This is a genomic window from Achromobacter animicus, assembly GCF_902859585.1.
Classification (GTDB): Bacteria; Pseudomonadota; Gammaproteobacteria; order Burkholderiales; family Burkholderiaceae_B; genus Achromobacter; species Achromobacter animicus.
Genome location: NZ_CADIJM010000003.1, coordinates 275,673 through 293,403 on the forward strand (window position 1 = coordinate 275,673; position 17,731 = coordinate 293,403).

Sequence of the window (17,731 nt, forward strand, 5' to 3'; positions counted from 1 at the left end):
CCTGCCTCTGCTTGGCGCTTAGCGCCAAATGTTCCAGGGCGTCTGCATCCAGATCGCCACCACGACCAGCCAGACGCCGGTCAGCGGGATGAAGATTTTCCAACCCAAGCGCATGATCTGGTCATAGCGGTAGCGCGGGAACGAGGCCCGGAACCACACGAACAACGAGACCACGAAGAACGTCTTGAGACCCAGCCAGATCCAACCCGGAATCCAGGTCAGCGGCGCGATATCGATCGGGGAAGCCCAGCCGCCCAGGAACATGATCGATGCCATGCACGACAGCAGGATCATGTTGGCGTATTCGCCCAGGAAGAACAGCGCGAATGCCATGCCCGAGTATTCGACCATGTGGCCGGCCACGATTTCGGATTCGCCTTCCACGACGTCGAACGGGTGACGGTTGGTTTCGGCAACGGCCGAGATCACGTAGATCACGAACAGCGGCAGCAGCGGCAGCCAGTTCCACGACATGAACGTCAGACCCTTTTCGGCAAACCAGCCGCGGTTCTGCACGTGCACGATCTCGGACATGTTCAGGCTGCCCGACACCAGCAGCACCGTCACCAGCACGAAGCCGATGGCCAATTCATACGACAGCATCTGGGCCGAGGCGCGCAGTGCGCCCAGGAACGCGTACTTGGAGTTGGATGCCCAGCCGGCGACGATCACGCCGTACACGCCGATGGACGTGATGGCCATGATGTACAGCAGGCCGGCGTTGACGTTGGCCAGCACGACGTCGGGACCGAAGGGCACGACAGCCCAGGCCGCCAGCGCCGGCATCAGCGTGACCACGGGGGCCACGATGAACAGCACCTTGTTGGCCTGACTGGGGACCACGACTTCCTTGGTCAGCAGCTTGAAGACGTCGGCAAACGGCTGCAGCAGCCCCTTGAAACCGACGCGGTTGGGGCCCATGCGCACGTGCATGGCGCCGATCATCTTGCGTTCCCAGTACGTCAGGTAGGCCACGCACAGGATGATGGGCACCGCAATGATGACGATCTTGACGAGGGTCCAGAGGACCATCCAGACCGTCGGACCCAGCAACGCCTGACCGTGGCTTTCAAGAACATTGAGCCATTCCATCAGGCACGCTCCACGCTGATTTGACCAAATGCGCCACCCAGGGCAGCGGTAGTTTCGAAGGCGGCGGAAATGCGCACGGCGCGATCGGCCACGGCATCATCCTGCACGGTTTCCAGTTCGACGGCGCCCTGCCCGGCCGACACGCGCACCTTGACCCCGGCCGTCAGGCCCAGGCTGGTGAGGGTGCGGCCGTTCATGGCGGCGGCGGGCTTCTTCGAAGCCGGCGCGGCCTGCAGCGGTTCCGAACGGCGCACCATGGCGTCCGTGCGGTAGATCGGCACATCGGCGACGCGTTCCAGGCCGGTGAGCGCCTGGCCCAGACCCAGCGGGGCCTTGACGTCGTTGGACAGACGGCCTTCGACGCCGCTGGCCAGCACGGCGTCGCGCACGGACTCGGAGGTCTCGTCATCGAAGCCGGCCAGGTGCAGGACGTTGCCCAGCACGCGCAGAACCTTCCAGCCCGGACGGGTCTGGCCGAACGGCGTGACCGTGCCCTTGAAGCTCTGGGCCAGGCCTTGGGCGTTGACGAACGTGCCCGAGGTTTCCGTGAACGGCGACACCGGCAGCATCACGTCGGCCCATTCAGCGGCGGCCGAACGGTAAGGCGTGAGCGCGACGGCGAACTGCGCGCCGCGCAGCGCGGCGATGGCTTGCTGGCCGTTGTCGGCGTCGAGCAGCGGTTCGGCGTGCAGGACGATGTAGGCCTTGAGCGGTTCGGCGAGCATGGCCGCGGCGGTCTTGCCGCCCTTGCCCGGGATGGCGCCGGCGAGGTAACCGCCGACCGTGTTGCCGCCCGAGGTCAGGAAGCCGAACTTGCCGCCGGACAGGTCCGCCACGGCACGGCCGTTGGCGGCCAGCGTGGTGGCCTGGGCGCTGGCGACAGCCAGGTTGCCCATCAGCACGGCGGTGTTGGCGCCGGACGCAAGGCTGGCGGCGATGAGCTTGGCGTTTTCGCCCGGCGTGACCGAGGCGAACTCGGCCGGCACGGCCTGTTCCTTGGCCTGGGCCAGCGCGACGACCACTTCGGCCAGCGCGCGCGCCAGTTCCGACGGGGCCACGGTGATGCGCGCCGTGACGGGCATCAGAGGATCGTCGGCGGCGCTGTCGACCATCAGGATCTGCGTGCCACGCTTGGCGGCTTGACGCAGACGCTGAGCCATCAGCGGATGGTCCTTGCGCAGGAACGAGCCGACGACCAGGACGCGGTCCAGGTTGTCGAGTTCGGCGATGGGCATGCCCAGCCACGGCGCGCCGGTCAGCGCGGCGTCAAAGGCCGGGTCGGTCTGGCGCAGACGGAAGTCGATGTTCTCGGAACCCAGCGAGCGGACCAGGCGGCCCAGCAGCGCGTATTCCTCGGTGGTGGCGTATTCGGACGCCAGCGCGCCGATCTGGCCGGCGCCGAAGCTGTCACGCACGCGCGACAGGCCTTGGGCCACGGCTTGCAGGGCGTCGGCCCACGAGGCTTCCTGCCACTTGCCATCGGTGCCCTTGATCATCGGGGCGGACAGGCGGTCGTCGCTGTTCAGGCCTTCGTACGAGAAGCGGTCGCGGTCGCTGATCCAGCATTCGTTGACGGCTTCGTCTTCGAACGGGACCACGCGCATCACGCGGTCGCCCTTGACCTGGACGACAAGGTTGGCGCCCAGGCTGTCGTGCGGGCTGACCGAACGGCGGCGAGCCAGTTCCCAGGTGCGGGCGCTGTAGCGGAAGGGCTTGGAGGTCAGCGCGCCCACCGGACAGATGTCGATCATGTTGCCCGACAGTTCGGACTCGATCGAACGGCCCACGAAGGTGGTGATTTCGGAGTGCTCGCCACGGCCCAGCATGCCCAGTTCCATGACGCCGGCGATTTCCTGGCCGAAGCGCACACAGCGGGTGCAGTGGATGCAGCGCGACATTTCCTCGGCGGAAACCAGCGGGCCCAGGTCCTTGTGGAACACGACGCGCTTTTCTTCCTGGTAACGCGAGGAAGATCCGCCGTAGCCCACGGCCAGATCCTGCAGCTGGCATTCGCCGCCCTGATCGCAGATCGGGCAGTCGAGGGGGTGATTGATGAGCAAGAATTCCATCACCGACTTCTGAGCGGCGCGAGCCTTCTCAGAGCAGGTGTGGACGACCATGCCGTTGGTCACGGGCGTGGCGCAGGCGGGCAGCGCCTTGGGCGCTTTTTCCACTTCAACCAGGCACATCCGGCAGTTGGCCGCGATGGACAGTTTCTTGTGGTAGCAGAAATGCGGCACGTAAAGCCCGACTTTCTGGGCGGCATGCATGACCATGCTGCCTTCGGGCACTTCGACCTTGTTGCCGTCGACGGTTAGTTCAACCATTGCTGTTCCTGAGACCTACAGATATTGCGGGACCACACAAGACTTGTGCTCGATGTGGTGCGCGAATTCGTCGCGAAAATGCTTGAGGAAGCCACGGACGGGCATGGCGGCGGCGTCACCGAGGGCGCAGATGGTGCGGCCCATGATGTTGAGGGCCACGTTGTCCAGCAGCTCCAGATCTTCCGGACGGCCTTGACCGTTTTCGATGCGGTGCACCATGCGGTAGAGCCAGCCGGTGCCTTCGCGGCACGGCGTGCACTGGCCGCAGCTTTCCTCGAAATAGAAGTACGACAGACGCAGCAGCGACTTCACCATGCAGCGCGTCTCGTCCATGACGATCACAGCGCCAGAGCCGAGCATCGAGCCGGCCTTGGCGATGGAGTCATAGTCCATCGTGCATTCCATCATGATGTCGGCGGGCAGGACCGGGGCGCTCGAGCCGCCGGGGATGACCGCCTTCAGCTTCTTGCCGCCGCGCATGCCGCCAGCCAGTTCCAGCAGCGTCGAGAATGGGGTGCCCAGCGGGATCTCGTAGTTGCCGGGACGCTCGACGTCGCCGGTGATCGAGAACAGCTTGGTGCCGCCGTTGTTCGGCTTGCCGACTTCCAGGTAGGCCTGGCCGCCGTTGCGGATGATCCACGGCACCGCCGCGAACGTTTCCGTGTTGTTGATGGTGGTGGGCTTGCCGTACAGGCCGAAGCTGGCCGGGAACGGCGGCTTGAAGCGCGGTTGGCCCTTCTTGCCTTCCAGCGATTCCAGCAGCGCGGTTTCTTCGCCGCAGATGTAGGCGCCGTAACCGTGGAAAGCGTGGAGCTGGAAGCTGAAGTCGGAACCGAACAGGCGGTCACCCAGGAAGCCGGCGGCACGCGCCTCTTCCAGCGCTTCTTCGAAGCGCTCGTAGACTTCGAAGATTTCGCCGTGGATGTAGTTGTAGCCGACGCTGATGCCCATGGCGTAGGCCGCGATCGCCATGCCTTCAATCACGATGTGCGGATTGAAGCGCAGGATGTCGCGGTCCTTGAACGTGCCGGGCTCGCCTTCGTCGGAGTTGCAGACGAGGTACTTCTGGCCCGGGAAGGCGCGCGGCATGAAGCTCCACTTCAGACCGGTCGGGAAGCCCGCGCCGCCACGGCCGCGCAGACCCGACGCCTTGACTTCGGCGATCACGTCTTCCGGCTTCATGCCGGTGGTCAGGATCTTTTTCAGGGCTTCGTAGCCGCCGCGCTTGACGTAGTCGGCCAGGCGCCAGTTGGCGCCGTCGACGTCGGCCATGATCTGCGGCTGCAGGTGGCGGCCGTGCAGGGCCATCGAGTTGGACAGGTCGTTCAGGGGGTTGGGATCCAGCCCCTGCGCGAACTGCTTGTACAGGTCAGGCGCGTTCATGCCGACTCTCCTTGCTGCTTGAGGGCCGCGACCAGCGCGTCCAGCTTCTCGTCGGTCATGCGCACGCACATATGCTTGTTGTTCACGATCAGCACGGGGGAGTCGCCGCAGGCGCCCATGCACTCGCCTTCGACCAGCGTGAACTGGCCGTCTTCGGTGGTCTGGCGATAGTCGACGCCCAGCTTGCGCTTGAGGTATTCGCCGGCGCGGTCGCCGTCGCGCAAGGCACAGGGCAGGTTCGTGCAGACGGCGATCTTGTTCTTGCCGACGGGCTTGACGTCGAACATGTTGTAGAACGTGGCGACTTCCTGGACCGCGATGGGCGGAACGCCAATGTAGTTGGCCACGTCTTCGATGACTTCGGTAGCCAACCAGCCCTTCTCTTCTTGCGCGATGGCAAGCGAGGCCATGATGGCGGACTGCCGCTGGTCGGCCGGGAACTTGGCCAGTTCACGGTCGATTTTCTGGTAGGCCTGTTCGGAAAGCAGCATAGTTTGAATCCGGGTTATGCGGGCGTGCTCGTGACTGTCTGGGCGGATCAGCGATCGATCTCGCCGAAAACGATGTCCTGCGTGCCAATGATGGTGACGGCGTCGGCGATCATGTGGCCACGCGACATTTCATCCAGCGCTTGCAGGTGGACAAAGCCAGGCGCCCGAATCTTCAGGCGGTAAGGCTTGTTGGCGCCGTCGGACACCAGATAGATGCCGAATTCGCCCTTCGGGTGCTCCACCGAGGCGAACGCCTCGCCCGGGGGCACGTGGAAACCTTCAGTGAAGAGCTTGAAGTGATGGATCAGCTCTTCCATGTTGGTCTTCATGGCGGTACGCGACGGCGGGGCGATCTTGTGGTTCTCGATCATGACCGGGCCGGGATTGTTGCGCAGCCATTCCACGCACTGGCGGATGATGCGATTGCTTTGGCGCATCTCGGCGATGCGGACCAGGTAGCGGTCGTAGCAGTCGCCGTTGACACCCACGGGGATGTCGAAATCAAGCAGATCGTAGACTTCGTAGGGCTGCGTCTTGCGCAGGTCCCAGGCGACGCCCGAACCGCGCAGCATCGGGCCGGTAAAGCCCAGCGCCTTGGCGCGCTCGGGATCGACCACGCCGATGCCGACCAGACGCTGCTTCCAGATGCGGTTGTCGGTGAGCAGGGTTTCGTACTCGTCGACGCAGCCGGGGAAGCGGTTGGTGAAGTCTTCGATGAAGTCCAGCAGCGAACCCGAACGCGCTTCGTTCATGACGCGCATTTCCTTGTCGCCACGGAACTTGCTGGAGTCGCCGTACTGCGGCATGGAATCCGGCAGGTCGCGATAGACGCCACCCGGCCGGTAGTAGGCCGCGTGCATGCGCGCGCCCGAGACCGCTTCGTAGCAGTCCATCAGGTCTTCGCGTTCACGGAAGGCGTACAGGAACACCGCCATCGCGCCCACGTCCAGGGCGTGCGAGCCCAGCGACATCAGGTGGTTCAGCAGACGCGTGATTTCATCGAACATCACGCGGATGTACTGCGCGCGCAGCGGGGCTTCGACGCCCAGCAGCTTTTCGATGGCCATGACGTAGGCGTGCTCATTGCACATCATGGACACGTAGTCCAGGCGGTCCATGTAGGGCAGCGCCTGGATGTAGGTCTTGTGCTCGGCCAGTTTTTCAGTGGCGCGGTGCAGCAGGCCGATGTGCGGATCGGCGCGCTGGATGACTTCGCCGTCAAGCTCGAGCACCAGGCGCAGCACGCCGTGCGCGGCCGGGTGTTGAGGACCGAAGTTCAGGGTGTAGTTCTTGATGTCTGCCATGATTCAACGCCCCATGCCGTAGGTGTCTTCGCGGACCACGCGCGGGGTGATCTCGCGCGGATCGATCGTGACCGGCTGGTAAATGACGCGCCGCTGCTCGGGGTCGTAGCGCATTTCGACGGTGCCCGACAGCGGGAAGTCCTTGCGGAACGGATGGCCGATGAAGCCGTAGTCGGTGAGGATGCGGCGCAGGTCCGGATGGCCTTCAAAGACGATGCCGTACAGATCGAAGGCTTCGCGCTCGAACCAGCCGACCGTGGGCCAGCATTCCATCAGCGAGGCGACCATCGGGAACTCGTCGTCAGGCGCCCACGTGCGCACGCGCAGCCGCCAGTTGTTCTCGAGGGAGAGCAGGTGCGCCACCACGGCATAACGCGAGCGGTGGATGCGGACGTTGGTTTCCTCGGGCATCTGGCGCGTGCCGTTGCCCCAGGTCAGGTAGTCGACGCCGCAGAGGTCGATACAGGTTTCAAAGCGCAGGCCGGCTTCGGTGCGCAGCTTGTTGCAGACGGAGAACCACTGCTCCGCGGGCACTTCGAGCGTCAGCTCGCCCAGCGCCTCGGTCAGCGCAATGTCCGCGCCGAGGGTGGTCTGCAAATTGTTTTTCAGGGATTCGAGCCTGGTCATCATCTTGTACGCTTAGGTGAACCGATACGCTGGTTTCGCAGGTTCGAGGCGGCTGAGGCCTGCCATCGGACCTGACGAAGCATCAGCGCGCAATCGTGTTGGTCAGACGGATCTTGTTCTGCATTTGCAGCAAGCCGTAGACCAGCGCCTCGGCCGTGGGCGGGCAGCCCGGCACGTAGACGTCTACCGGTACGATGCGATCACAGCCACGCACCACCGAATACGAGTAGTGGTAGTAGCCGCCGCCATTGGCACAGGAGCCCATGGAAACCACCCAGCGCGGCTCGGGCATCTGGTCGTAGACCTTGCGCAGCGCGGGCGCCATCTTGTTGCACAGCGTGCCGGCAACGATCATAAGATCGGACTGGCGCGGGCTGGGCCGGAAGATGATGCCGAATTGGTCCAGGTCATAGCGGGCTGCGCCCGCGTGCATCATCTCAACCGCGCAACAGGCCAGACCGAAGGTCATGGGCCACATCGAACCGGTCTTCGCCCAGTTCAGGAACTTGTCGGCGCTGGTGGTGATGAACCCTTGCTTGAGAATGCCGTCTATAGCCATATTCGTCTCTGATAACGTGCTGTGAAATGAACCCGAAGGTCACTCCCAATCCAGCGCGCCCTTTTTCCATTCGTAGATGAAGCCGACGGTCAACACGGCGAGGAAAACCATGACCGTCCAGAAACCGACGAGTCCGACGGTGCCCTGGGCAATGGCCCACGGGAACAGGAACGCGATTTCCAGGTCGAAAAGAATGAACAGAATCGCCACGAGGTAGTAGCGCACGTCAAACTTCATGCGTGCATCTTCAAACGCTTCGAAGCCGCACTCGTAAGGCGAGAGCTTCTCAGCGTAAGGACGCCGCGGGCCAAGGAGGGAGCCGGCCGTTAGAAGCGCGAACCCGATAAGGGTGGCCACTACGATAAACAGCAGGACGGGAAAATACTGTTGCAGGTTCATTCAGGCGTCCGTCAAATGCGCAAACCTTAGGATTGTAGCATTCGCGCGGTTACTTCCGGCTGAACTCTGTAGCTTGAATAGCAGGCGAAAGACTGCATTCCTCAAATGGAACAATTGCAGCTTTCGTCGGTGCATGTCGAGCATGTGCGGCTCGAACGACACGAAGCCGTAGTATGCCTGAATTCAGTGCGCAGACGAAAAAAAACCACCCCCAAAAGGGTGGTTCATGCGAACGGGCCGAGGCCCGTTCGCTTTTGCTTTAAATCCACACAGGGCTTGCGCCCTGCATTGGATTAGAAGCGGTGACGCACACCGATGCCGACGGCGGTCGACTTGACGTCGTCCAGGAAGGCGTAGTTGGTGGCGTACGAACCGTAGGCGTACAGGTTGGTACGCTTGGACAGGTCGTAGGTGTAGCCCAGCGAGTAGATGTTCATGTTGGCATCGTCGCCCGTCAGCTTGTCGTTCGACGGGTCAACACGCTGCCACGAACCGAAGACGTTCGAAGCGCCACCGATGGGGGCCGACAGGCCGACCAGGTAGGAGTTGGCCTTGAAGCCGTCAGCGAACACGTTGCTGATGCCGCTGGCGGTTGCCGACAGGATCGAGTTGCCGTTCACGCCGGGGCCAGCGAACCAGCCATCGGTGGTGCGGCCGTAGACCAGGGCCAGCTTGACCACTTCGAAGTCATACGAACCACCGATCATGTACGAACGCGGGGTAGCGTCGGTAGCTTCGGTCGTCAGACGGTTCGAGGCGTTCAGTTGGTCGTACGACAGAGCGACGTTCAACGGGCCGTTGACGTAGCGCAGACCAGCGGTGATGGCGCGGGTGTTGTCGGCGGTCTTGAAGCCGGTTTCGGTCGTCTTCGTGTCGTCGGCGCTGAACGAGTAGCCGGCGCCGAATTGGAAGCCGCTGAACGACGGGGTTTGGTACATGACCATGTTGTCGTAGCGCTGCGTGTTGGCGGCGCTCAGACCGGTACCGATGTTAGCTTGACCGAAGCCAGCGCCGAACGGATCGATCGAACCGAAGTACTTCGAAGCGATGTTGGTTTGACGACCGAAGTCCAGTTGGCCCCAGCTGTCGCTGGCCAGACCGACGGTGGCTTGACGACCGAACAGACGGCCACCTTGAGCCGAACGGCCGTTACCCGAGTCAAAGCCCGATTCCAGTTGGAAAACAGCGCGCAGGCCGTCACCCAGATCTTCCGAACCACGCAGACCCCAGCGCGAACCGTTTTGGACGCCGTTGATCATGCCGAAGCGGCTGCCGTTAACAGCATCGCCAGCACCGCTGATACGGTTGTAGCCGAGGCCCGTGTCGATGATACCGTACAGGGTGACAGACGTTTCTGCCTGGGCGACACCGGCGAAACCGGCGAGCAGGGCGGCAGCGAGCAGAGTCTTTTTCATTTAAGAAATCTCCGTTGATTTGAGTGACAAGAGCAGCAATCCAGCAAACCAGCCTGCCGCCCCCCTAACTCCGCGAAGGGAAGTTGACGCTATTGCATCAAAAATCGGGGGGACTGGCTATGGTCGGCATCAGAAAAGTGCAGGTTTGCGACAGGCTTGTTGGGAAGTTGCAACATCCCGCTGATGCTTGCCGCGCAACGCTAGGGCTTTCCCTTACCGAACTGCCCGAGCGCGCAACCATGCGACTTTCGGCCCTGCCCCCAATTTTCCGGGCAATTCCAAAACCCATTTATCACGCTACTTTCTTCGCGGCTCCGGCTGCCATGCAGCGCTAAACCGGAGCGGCCGGGATGATGCCGGCACTGAAGATCATCGTAATCACGTGCGGCGCTAATAACGTTGTTATTAATAAAAATCGTCGATATGATCGTTGGCACCGTATAGCCGCTGAGCGCCATGTCCACCCCTTCCCCTCGTGCCGACCGCAACGAACGCCTGAGCGCCCTGCGCAGGCAGATCATCCTGGACGCCGCGCAGCGCGTGTTTGAACGGGATGGTCTGGAAAAGACGACGATCCGGGCCATCGCCAAAGAGGCAGGTTGCACGACGGGCGCCATTTATCCCTGGTTCTCCGGCAAGGAGGCGCTTTACGGGGAACTGCTGGACGGATCGCTGCAACGGCTGCACGCGCATCTGGCGCAGGCGGGCAATGCCGAGACGCCGCAGTCGGCCGCGCGCGGCGTGATCGGGGCGTTTTTTGCGTACTACGCGCAGCGGCGCACGGATTTTTCGCTGGGGATGTATCTGTTCCAGGGACTGGGTCCGCGGGGGCTGGGCCGGGATATGGACGAAAAGCTCAATGGCCGGTTGCGGCAATGTATCGATCTGATCGGCCAGGCGCTGTCGCGCACAAAAGGCTGGCGGGACGAGACCGTTCAGGCCGAGCAGATGAACGTGTTCACCTATTTGATGGGACTGTTGCTGCTGGTGCACACCCGCCGCCTCAAGTCGCTGGGCCAGCAGGCCGATGCGCTGCTGGACAACTATTGCCACGCCCTGGAACAACGATGACCGCAACCGCCCTCGCCGCCGATGCGCGCGCGCCGCAGATCAGCCTTGCCGACTTTCACGTGCTGCTTGCCGACCAGCATCCGTTCTCGATGCTGCTGGGGATCGATGTGCTGCACATCGGCCACGGCACGGCGCACGCCGTGCTGCCCGCCCGGGACACGCACCAGCGGCTGGGCGGCATTGTTGCCGGACCGATGCTGATGGGACTGGCCGACCTGGCCATGTATGCGGCAGTCGTGGGCGCCACCGGGCAGGCCCACGCGGTCACGGCCAGCCTGACCATCAATTTCCTGCGCAAAAGTCCGGCAGGCGCCATCCATGCGCATGCCCGGCTGCTCAAGGTAGGCCGGCTTTCCGCGGGCGAAGTCGTGCTGACCGGCGAAGGCTCGGACGAGCCGGTCGCGCATATCGTGAGCACGTGGTCGGTGCCCAAGCCATGAGTCCGCGCGTCAGCATCGTCGGCATGGGCAGGATCGGCACGATGGCCGCGCGGCGGCTGCTGGCCGCCGAGCCCGACATTGCGCTGACCCTCTATGACATCGAGGCGGAGCGGTGCGAAGATTTCCGTGGCAACGCGACGCTGGCGACCTCGGCGCGCGAAGCCCTGGCGGAGTCAGACACCATCGTGCTGGCCCTGCCCCGGGAGCGCGAGATCGATCGCACGCTGGAACGCTTCAGCGACGGACAGGTCACTGCGCCCATTGCCGGCAAGTTGATCATCGATCTGGACCCGCCACCCGCCGACCGGATGCGGCAGCTTGACCGCGCGATCGCCTGCGCGGGCGGGCGCTACACCTGCGCGCCCATGCAGGCGCCCGCCGCGGACGGCATCGAGGCGCGCCTACTGGACGCGCTGAACCGTCCTGCCTGACACGTGCAGCCGTTCGACGGCCGCCACGCACAGGACCAGCCATCCCAGGCTGACCGCGAACCCGGCTACGACATCGCTCGCAAAATGCACCTGCAGCAGGATGCGGCTGAGACCGATGGCCATGATGAGCGCGGCCATGAACGCCACGCAGGGCAGACGCCACGCGGGTGGCGCGAATCGCCACATCAGGTAGCAGGCCGTGCCGTACACAGCCATTGCCGCCGAAGAGTGGCCGCTGGGGAAGCTCCAACCGGTCGCCATGGCGTAGCCGTGATCGTGGTCGGGCCGCACGCGCTCGAACGTGTGTTTGAACAGCCAGTTCAGCGCGCCGTTCAGGCCGGTCGCGACCGCGCAGAAGAGCGCGAGCTGCCACGACCCGCTCCATAGCAGCGCAAGCGTCATCAACACGGCGACGACCGTGAGCAGGTTGCGGTCACCTAGATACGTGATCCAGGACAGCAGCCAAAGCATGGACGTCGACATGGACATGCTGAGCGCATTGGCGAGCGCGCTGTCGAACGCCACGATCGTCCCGCGGCTTTCGACGGCCAGGGCCAGCGCCAGAAACAACGCAAAGGATATGCCCGCCGTCGCGGCGAAGAGCGCGGCACGGCCGTTGCCGGACAGGCGGCCATGGCAGCGCATGAAGAGCAGCGCCACGCCGCCCGCGACCAGCGGCAGCGCGACAAACAAAGAGAGGGCATGGGCTGCGGCCCATGCCGCGTAGACATCGGTCATGTATGCGCCATCAAAAAGAAAGGTGCGCGGGGGCCGCGCCCCCTGCTACAACGAGACCAGGGTCTTGTCGACCGGCGCGAAGGCATGCGCGCCCGCCGCGTAATCCCACCGCTCGACGTGGCAGACCTGCTGGCCTTCCTCTTCAGAGCGGGTGATCACGCCCAGCGAGTTGGGCACGGTGCCCCGCACCCGGTGCGAGCAGGTCGTCCCGGCCTGGACGATCCAGCCGGCCGGTCCGGTGGGCGCGGTCAGCGGCAGCACGTAGGGCAAGTGTATGTGACCGCCCAGCACCAGGTCGACACCCGCCTGGGCCCAGGCCGACAGCGCACGCTCCCGGCCGATCAGCAGATTGGACAGGTCCGATTCGACCTTGGCGCGCACCGGGTGGTGTGCCACGACGAGGCGCAACTGGCCCGGCCGGGCCTGGCGCAGCCGCTGGGCGACGCGAGCGATCTGCGCATCGGAGATCTCGCCATCCTTGTGGCGTTTTGGCCGCGTGGTGTTCACCCCGATGGCGAGCACGCCATCGTTTTCGAACACGGGCTCGAGGATCGGGCCCAGCGCGCGCTTGTAGTTGCCGTAGGGATTGAGGGCGCGTGCGAATACGTTGTACAGCGGGATGTCGTGATTGCCGGGTACCGCCAGCACGGGCAGCGCCAGACGCTCGATGAACCGGCGTGCGGCGGCGAATTGGCTGCGGCGCGCGCGCTGGGTGATGTCGCCGCTGAGCACCACCAGATCGGGCGACAACTGCCGCGCCAGGTCCAGCACGGCTTCGACGACCGCCTTGCGTTCCGTGCCGAAATGGGTGTCCGACAAATGCAGGATCCGCGTCATGAGCGATCCAGAAGCTCGGGGTCCGCCGGCACCACCAGGGGCAGGCGATCGCTCGCCACCTTGAATTCAAGCGGCGTGTCCATCCAGGATATCTCGCCGTCCATCGCCACCTTGACCCGGCGGCGCCCGCGCACACCGACCGTCAGCTTGTCGAAGGCGAAGCTGATGACGTTCTCGGCGTCGCCCATCCGGCTGAGCAAACCGCGCACCAGCAGACCGTACAGGGCCAGCGTGCCCACCGGCCGCGCCGCCATGGCGATCAGCCGGTTGCGGTCGAGCTCGTCGTTCTCGATGCCGATGTGTTCCAGTTGCAGCTTGTTGTTGCCCACGACCAGCGTCGGCGACCGCAGACTGCGCGACTTGCCCTCGAATTCGAGCTGCAACCCCAGCTGGCGCGGCTGGCGCCAGAGCGTGACCAGGCCTGACCACAGCGCAACCCAGCGCCTGCGCCCGTAGCGTTGCTTGTAGGCCTCGCGGTCTTCGAGCAGTTGCGGATACAGGCCGAGGCTGGCGTTGACGAGAAACAGTCGGCCGTTCAGCAGGCCGACCTGAACGGGCCGGATGGTGCCTTGCAGGAAGCCGCGCAGCGCCACCTCGGTTTCTTGCGAAATGCCGTAGGTGCGGCCGAAGTAGTTGAAGGTGCCTTGCGGCAGGATGCCGAACGGCACGCCCTGTCCCAGCACCGTGGACGCAACGGCATTGAGCGTGCCGTCGCCGCCCGCGGCGATGACGACGCCCTGCTCGTCCTGGGCGCGCTTGACCGCCTGGCGCGCCAAGTCCGTCAGCCGCGACGGATCGCCGACCGGCATGAGTTCGTAGCGCCGCCCGGCCTCGTTAAGGATTGTCCGGATGGTGTCCTGCAAGACCTGCGCGTCGCCGCGCCCCGATCCTTTATTGAGGACGATGAATAACGGTTCTTTTCCCGTAAGGGGTCGAGCCGCTGGTGCCGGGCTCTGCTCGGATGGCGTCATGCGACAAACATACCCTAAGCGGGTAAACCGCCGCAAGACGCCGCACGGCGCACGCTTTGTAAGAAAGCGTGCGCCGTCCGTTCAACGGCCGACGGCGTACGCCTGCATCAGGCGCGGCGTGGCGGCCGCATGCAGCAGTCCGTCCGCGTCACGCGAGGCGGCGGTCAGCCGGCCGACCGACCACTCGGGCAGTTCTTCGATCTGGTGGCCGCGCTGGCGCAGCGCCGCAATGACCTCGGCGCCGAAGCTGGCCTCCAGCGCCAGATGACCGGGTTTGCGGTCGCGCGGGTAGAAGGAAGTGGGAAAGTGCATGGTGTGCGACATGGGCAGGTCAATGGCTTCCTGCAGATTCAGGCCGTGGTGCACGTGACGCAGGAAGAACAGCAGTTGCCATTGTTCCTGCTGGTCGCCGCCCGGCGTGCCGAAGGCCAGGTACGGCTTGCCGTCGCGCAGCGCGAGCGACGGGGTCAGCGTGGTGCGCGGGCGCTTGCCCGGCGCCAGCGTGCCGGGCAGGCCTTCTTCAAGCCAGAACATCTGGGCCCGGGTGTTCAGGCCGAAGCCCAATTCCGGAATGACCGGCGAGGACTGGAACCAGCCGCCGGACGGCGTGGCCGAGATCATGTTGCCCCAGCGGTCGATCACGTCCACGTGTGTGGTGTCGCCGCGCTTGGCCGACGCGCGCATATCGGCAAGGGTCGGTTCGTTCGTGGCGCTGCCGGGCGCGGTGACGGGCGACAGGCGCTCGAGCGTGTCCATGACGCGCGCGACCTGCGCCTCGAAGCCGGGCACCTGGCCGGGCAGCAGGTCGTGCGACGCGCCCTCCCCGATCAGTTGGCGGCGTTCGGCGTTGTAAGCGTCGGACAGCAGATGGGCGAGCGGCACGTCGATGAAGGCGGGGTCGCCGTAATAGGCTTCGCGGTCGGCAAAGGCGAGCTTCATGGCCTCGGTCACCCGGTGGATGAATTCGGCGCTGGTGGGACTGACGCCCGCCAGGTCCATGTCTCTCAGGATGGCGAGTGTCTGCAGGAAGACCGGGCCCTGGCTCCAGGCGCCGGCCTTGGCGACCGTGTAGCCGTGATAGTCATAGGTCAGCGGTTCGTCGTAGCTGGCGGACCAGCCGGCCAGGTCGTCGGCCGTGATGACGCCGCGATGGGTGGCGCCGCTTTCGTCCATGACGTCGGTGTTGCGGGCGAAGCGGTCGATCTCGTCGGCGATGAAACCTCGGTAGAACGCGTCGCGCGCGGCCTCGATCTGGCGCTCGCGGTCGGCGCCGGCGCCTTCGGCGGCTTGCAGCACGCGGGTCCAGGTGCGGGCCAATGCCGGATTCCGGAACAGCTTGCGGGCCTGCGGCACCTGCCCACCCGGCACGTAGACCTGGGCGGTCGTCGGCCAGTGGGTTTCGAAGAAGTCCTTCAGGCCGGCAATGGTGTTGGAGATGCGCGGCATCAGCGCATGGCCGTGTTCCGCGTAATAGATGGCGGGTTCGAGCACGTCGCGCACGCGCATCGTGCCGTGGTCGCGCAGTAGCAGCATCCAGGCATCGAACGCGCCGGGGATCACGGTGGCGAGCAGGCCGTTGCCGGGAATGAGCTTCAGGCCTTCGGCGCGGTAGCGTTCCAGCGTGGCCGCGGCGGGCGTAGTGCCCTGCCCGCACAAGACCTCGACCTTGCCGGTGCGGGCCGAATAGAACACGGCCGGCACTTCGCCGGCCGGGCCGACCAGATGGGGTTCGACCACCTGCAGCACGAACGCCGAGGCGACGCAGGCATCGAACGCATTGCCGCCGCGCTCCAGCAGCGACATGCCGGCCGAACTGGCCAGCCAATGGGTGGACGTCACGACACCGAAGGTGCCGAGGATTTCCGGGCGAGTCGTAAACATGGTGGGTCCTGATGTTGGGATGTAAGACCGATTCGGGTGTCTGACACCGAGACGCCCCACAGCAGCAAGTGACGCCATCCGGGACACCGCGGATCCGGCTCCGCCGGTCCGCTGGTGTCGCCCCCTTGAGGGGGCCCGCGTCAGCGGGTACGGGGTGGGCTTATTTCTTTACGCCCTTTAGACGGATCAGACCGTCGGGGTACGGGACGAAACCGTCCACCTTGGCCTGCACGCCGAACGTCCAGGGCAGGTAGAACAAATAGATAATCGGACGCTGGTCCTGCATCGCGGCCAGGACCTGGTCGTACATGGCGCGGCGCTTGGTCGTGTCGGCTTCGGCGCGGGCGTCGTTGAGCAGTTTGTCGACGGCGGGGTCGCAGAATTTGCCGTCGTTCAGGTTGCCCTTGCAGCTCAGGTACTGGTGGATGTTGCCGCTGGGATCGACACGGCCCGACCAGCCGCTCTGGCCGATCTGGAAGTCGCCGCGGGCCAGCGAGGATTGCAGCGAGGCGAACTCGACTGGGCGCAGCGAGATGTCGAAGCCTGCTTCGGCGCCCATGGCCTGCACCAGTTCGAAGACCTGCTGCATGGTGGTGTTGTTGCCGAAGGTGATTTCGACCTTCACGCGGTCGTAGCCGGCTTCCTTCAGCAGCGCCTGCGCCTTCTTGGGGTCGCGGCCCGGGCGGTCGAAGGACTTGTTGTACGCAAAGCTGGCGGGCGGGAACGGCTGGTGGGCGGGCTGGAACATGCCTTCGCCGATCACCTGGTTCAGGACGTCGCGATCGATGGCCAGATCCAGCGCCTGGCGCACGCGCTTGTCCTTGGCGAGCGGATGATCGGCGCGCGCGCCGTTGGCCAGGTTCACGGAGATGGACTGGAAGCCCAGGCCCGTGACCGGCGCCAGACGCAGGCTGGCGTCATCCTTGACGGCCTTGGCGTCGCTGGGCGCCACGCGTTCGATGATGTCCAGGTCCCCGGCGCGCAGGTTGTTCAGGCGCACGGTGTTGTCCGGAATCGGCGTGTAGACGAGGCGGTCGAAGTGGTAATTGGCCGCGTCCCAGTACTTGGGGAATTTCTCGAGCACGATGCGATCGTTCTGCACGCGCTCCTTGAATTGGTACGGGCCCGAGCACACGGGCTTGCCGCCGGGGTCCTTGTCGAAGCTGGCAGGCGAAATCATCATGCCGGCGCGGTCGGACAGCTGCGACAGCAGCGAGGCATCCGGCTCCGACAGGTTCAGCACCACGGTGTGCTCGTCGGGCGCGTCCACGCTGGCAACGGTGGCCAGCTCGCTCTTGCGGTTGCTGTCGGGCAGCGTGCGGGCGCGGTCGAGGTTGGCCTTGACGGCGGCGGCGTTGATGGGGGTGCCATCGTGGAACACGGCATCCGTGCGCAGCTTGAAGGTCAGCGTCTTGTTGTCCGGGCCGACGGTCCAGGATTGCGCAAGCTGCGGCACGATCTTCAGGTCGGGGGTGATGTCGACCAGCCTGTCGCACAACGAGGCGAACACGATGCGGCCGACAAAGGTGCGGGCGCGCGCCGGGTCCAGCACGTCCGGGTCGTCCTGCAGACCGATACGCAGCGTGGACTGGGCGTTCGCCAATCCGGTGGCCAGCATTCCCGCCATGGCCATGGCGAGGCAAAGTTTACGCATGAATGATCTCCGTCGATTCCGTCAAGATCTGTCGTCTCGTGCGCGGAGGCACCGCCTGGCTGGGAGCAACAGACCCCGGGACGCGCCGCATCGCCGGGCCCATCCCCCTCG

The 17,731-nt window shown here is 64.8% G+C and carries 17 protein-coding genes; 3 read left to right on the top strand and 14 right to left on the bottom strand.

What is annotated here, in order from left to right; genetic code table 11:
• Nucleotides 1-18: 18 nt before the first annotated feature.
• The 9 genes from nuoH to HV681_RS10440 form a co-directional block, all read right to left on the bottom strand.
• Nucleotides 19-1,092 carry an NADH-quinone oxidoreductase subunit NuoH gene (gene nuoH, locus HV681_RS10400; protein ID WP_175123012.1) on the bottom strand — a complete coding sequence of 358 codons (1,074 nt, stop codon included), beginning with the start codon at nucleotides 1,090-1,092 and terminating at the stop codon, nucleotides 19-21.
• Nucleotides 1,092-3,419, bottom strand: coding sequence for an NADH-quinone oxidoreductase subunit NuoG (nuoG, locus tag HV681_RS10405; RefSeq protein ID WP_175123013.1), 2,328 nt, complete (start codon nucleotides 3,417-3,419; stop codon nucleotides 1,092-1,094). Before nuoG ends, nuoH begins: the two co-directional genes overlap by 1 nt.
• Before the next feature lie 15 nt (nucleotides 3,420-3,434).
• Nucleotides 3,435-4,802: an NADH-quinone oxidoreductase subunit NuoF gene (gene nuoF / locus HV681_RS10410; RefSeq protein WP_175123014.1), complete on the bottom strand. Its 1,368-nt coding sequence runs from the start codon at nucleotides 4,800-4,802 to the stop codon at nucleotides 3,435-3,437.
• Entirely contained in the window at nucleotides 4,799-5,293 is a 495-nt protein-coding gene (gene nuoE / locus HV681_RS10415) for an NADH-quinone oxidoreductase subunit NuoE (protein WP_056321718.1), read from the bottom strand. The genes nuoF and nuoE overlap by 4 nt, the downstream gene beginning before the upstream one ends.
• Nucleotides 5,294-5,340: 47 nt before the next feature.
• Entirely contained in the window at nucleotides 5,341-6,597 is a 1,257-nt protein-coding gene (locus HV681_RS10420) for an NADH-quinone oxidoreductase subunit D (RefSeq protein ID WP_175123015.1), read from the bottom strand.
• A gap of 3 nt (nucleotides 6,598-6,600) precedes the next feature.
• Complete coding sequence (locus HV681_RS10425) at nucleotides 6,601-7,227, bottom strand: NADH-quinone oxidoreductase subunit C (RefSeq protein ID WP_175123016.1); 627 nt, start codon at nucleotides 7,225-7,227, stop codon at nucleotides 6,601-6,603.
• Between the two features lie 79 nt (nucleotides 7,228-7,306).
• The gene (locus HV681_RS10430; RefSeq protein ID WP_006217960.1) at nucleotides 7,307-7,783 is read right to left on the bottom strand and encodes a NuoB/complex I 20 kDa subunit family protein; all 477 of its coding nucleotides are present in this window, start codon (nucleotides 7,781-7,783) and stop codon (nucleotides 7,307-7,309) included.
• 39 nt (nucleotides 7,784-7,822) lie between these two features.
• Complete coding sequence (locus tag HV681_RS10435; RefSeq protein WP_006217959.1) at nucleotides 7,823-8,182, bottom strand: NADH-quinone oxidoreductase subunit A; 360 nt, start codon at nucleotides 8,180-8,182, stop codon at nucleotides 7,823-7,825.
• A 293-nt stretch (nucleotides 8,183-8,475) separates the two neighbouring features.
• Nucleotides 8,476-9,597 (bottom strand): porin, encoded by a 1,122-nt coding sequence (locus HV681_RS10440; RefSeq protein WP_175123017.1) that lies wholly within the window; start codon nucleotides 9,595-9,597, stop codon nucleotides 8,476-8,478.
• Nucleotides 9,598-10,053: 456 nt separating this feature from the next.
• On the opposite strand from HV681_RS10440, the gene HV681_RS10445 reads away from it, so the two are divergent.
• From HV681_RS10445 to HV681_RS10455, 3 genes are read left to right on the top strand one after another with little or no spacing between them, the layout of a single operon-like run.
• Complete coding sequence (locus HV681_RS10445; protein WP_175123018.1) at nucleotides 10,054-10,668, top strand: TetR/AcrR family transcriptional regulator; 615 nt, start codon at nucleotides 10,054-10,056, stop codon at nucleotides 10,666-10,668.
• Entirely contained in the window at nucleotides 10,665-11,108 is a 444-nt protein-coding gene (locus HV681_RS10450; protein ID WP_175123019.1) for a PaaI family thioesterase, read from the top strand. The genes HV681_RS10445 and HV681_RS10450 overlap by 4 nt, the downstream gene beginning before the upstream one ends.
• Nucleotides 11,105-11,539, top strand: coding sequence for an NAD(P)-binding domain-containing protein (locus HV681_RS10455; protein ID WP_175123020.1), 435 nt, complete (start codon nucleotides 11,105-11,107; stop codon nucleotides 11,537-11,539). The genes HV681_RS10450 and HV681_RS10455 overlap by 4 nt, the downstream gene beginning before the upstream one ends.
• Here HV681_RS10455 and HV681_RS10460 read toward each other — a convergent pair.
• The 5 genes from HV681_RS10460 to HV681_RS10480 form a co-directional block, all read right to left on the bottom strand.
• A complete protein-coding gene (locus HV681_RS10460) occupies nucleotides 11,510-12,277 on the bottom strand; it encodes a phosphatase PAP2 family protein (protein ID WP_175123021.1) in 768 nt (255 codons plus the stop codon). The genes HV681_RS10455 and HV681_RS10460 overlap by 30 nt on opposite strands.
• A 45-nt stretch (nucleotides 12,278-12,322) precedes the next feature.
• Nucleotides 12,323-13,114: a metallophosphoesterase family protein gene (locus HV681_RS10465; RefSeq protein ID WP_175123022.1), complete on the bottom strand. Its 792-nt coding sequence runs from the start codon at nucleotides 13,112-13,114 to the stop codon at nucleotides 12,323-12,325.
• A complete protein-coding gene (locus HV681_RS10470) occupies nucleotides 13,111-14,085 on the bottom strand; it encodes a diacylglycerol/lipid kinase family protein (protein WP_175123023.1) in 975 nt (324 codons plus the stop codon). Before HV681_RS10470 ends, HV681_RS10465 begins: the two co-directional genes overlap by 4 nt.
• Before the next feature lie 81 nt (nucleotides 14,086-14,166).
• Nucleotides 14,167-15,966 carry a gamma-glutamyltransferase family protein gene (locus HV681_RS10475; protein ID WP_175123024.1) on the bottom strand — a complete coding sequence of 600 codons (1,800 nt, stop codon included), beginning with the start codon at nucleotides 15,964-15,966 and terminating at the stop codon, nucleotides 14,167-14,169.
• A 160-nt stretch (nucleotides 15,967-16,126) separates the two neighbouring features.
• Entirely contained in the window at nucleotides 16,127-17,620 is a 1,494-nt protein-coding gene (locus HV681_RS10480) for an ABC transporter substrate-binding protein (protein ID WP_175123025.1), read from the bottom strand.
• Nucleotides 17,621-17,731: the final 111 nt, after the last annotated feature.

What these genes read in the sequence shown, in the direction of transcription:
- nuoH (WP_175123012.1), bottom strand. Translation starts at nt 1,092, where the DNA reads ATGGAATGGCTCAATGTTCTTGAAAGCCACGGTCAGGCGTTGCTGGGT.
- nuoG (WP_175123013.1), bottom strand. Translation starts at nt 3,419, where the DNA reads ATGGTTGAACTAACCGTCGACGGCAACAAGGTCGAAGTGCCCGAAGGC.
- nuoF (WP_175123014.1), bottom strand. Translation starts at nt 4,802, where the DNA reads ATGAACGCGCCTGACCTGTACAAGCAGTTCGCGCAGGGGCTGGATCCC.
- nuoE (WP_056321718.1), bottom strand. Translation starts at nt 5,293, where the DNA reads ATGCTGCTTTCCGAACAGGCCTACCAGAAAATCGACCGTGAACTGGCC.
- HV681_RS10420 (WP_175123015.1), bottom strand. Translation starts at nt 6,597, where the DNA reads ATGGCAGACATCAAGAACTACACCCTGAACTTCGGTCCTCAACACCCG.
- HV681_RS10425 (WP_175123016.1), bottom strand. Translation starts at nt 7,227, where the DNA reads ATGATGACCAGGCTCGAATCCCTGAAAAACAATTTGCAGACCACCCTC.
- HV681_RS10430 (WP_006217960.1), bottom strand. Translation starts at nt 7,783, where the DNA reads ATGGCTATAGACGGCATTCTCAAGCAAGGGTTCATCACCACCAGCGCC.
- HV681_RS10435 (WP_006217959.1), bottom strand. Translation starts at nt 8,182, where the DNA reads ATGAACCTGCAACAGTATTTTCCCGTCCTGCTGTTTATCGTAGTGGCC.
- HV681_RS10440 (WP_175123017.1), bottom strand. Translation starts at nt 9,597, where the DNA reads ATGAAAAAGACTCTGCTCGCTGCCGCCCTGCTCGCCGGTTTCGCCGGT.
- HV681_RS10445 (WP_175123018.1), top strand. Translation starts at nt 10,054, where the DNA reads ATGTCCACCCCTTCCCCTCGTGCCGACCGCAACGAACGCCTGAGCGCC.
- HV681_RS10450 (WP_175123019.1), top strand. Translation starts at nt 10,665, where the DNA reads ATGACCGCAACCGCCCTCGCCGCCGATGCGCGCGCGCCGCAGATCAGC.
- HV681_RS10455 (WP_175123020.1), top strand. Translation starts at nt 11,105, where the DNA reads ATGAGTCCGCGCGTCAGCATCGTCGGCATGGGCAGGATCGGCACGATG.
- HV681_RS10460 (WP_175123021.1), bottom strand. Translation starts at nt 12,277, where the DNA reads ATGACCGATGTCTACGCGGCATGGGCCGCAGCCCATGCCCTCTCTTTG.
- HV681_RS10465 (WP_175123022.1), bottom strand. Translation starts at nt 13,114, where the DNA reads ATGACGCGGATCCTGCATTTGTCGGACACCCATTTCGGCACGGAACGC.
- HV681_RS10470 (WP_175123023.1), bottom strand. Translation starts at nt 14,085, where the DNA reads ATGACGCCATCCGAGCAGAGCCCGGCACCAGCGGCTCGACCCCTTACG.
- HV681_RS10475 (WP_175123024.1), bottom strand. Translation starts at nt 15,966, where the DNA reads ATGTTTACGACTCGCCCGGAAATCCTCGGCACCTTCGGTGTCGTGACG.
- HV681_RS10480 (WP_175123025.1), bottom strand. Translation starts at nt 17,620, where the DNA reads ATGCGTAAACTTTGCCTCGCCATGGCCATGGCGGGAATGCTGGCCACC.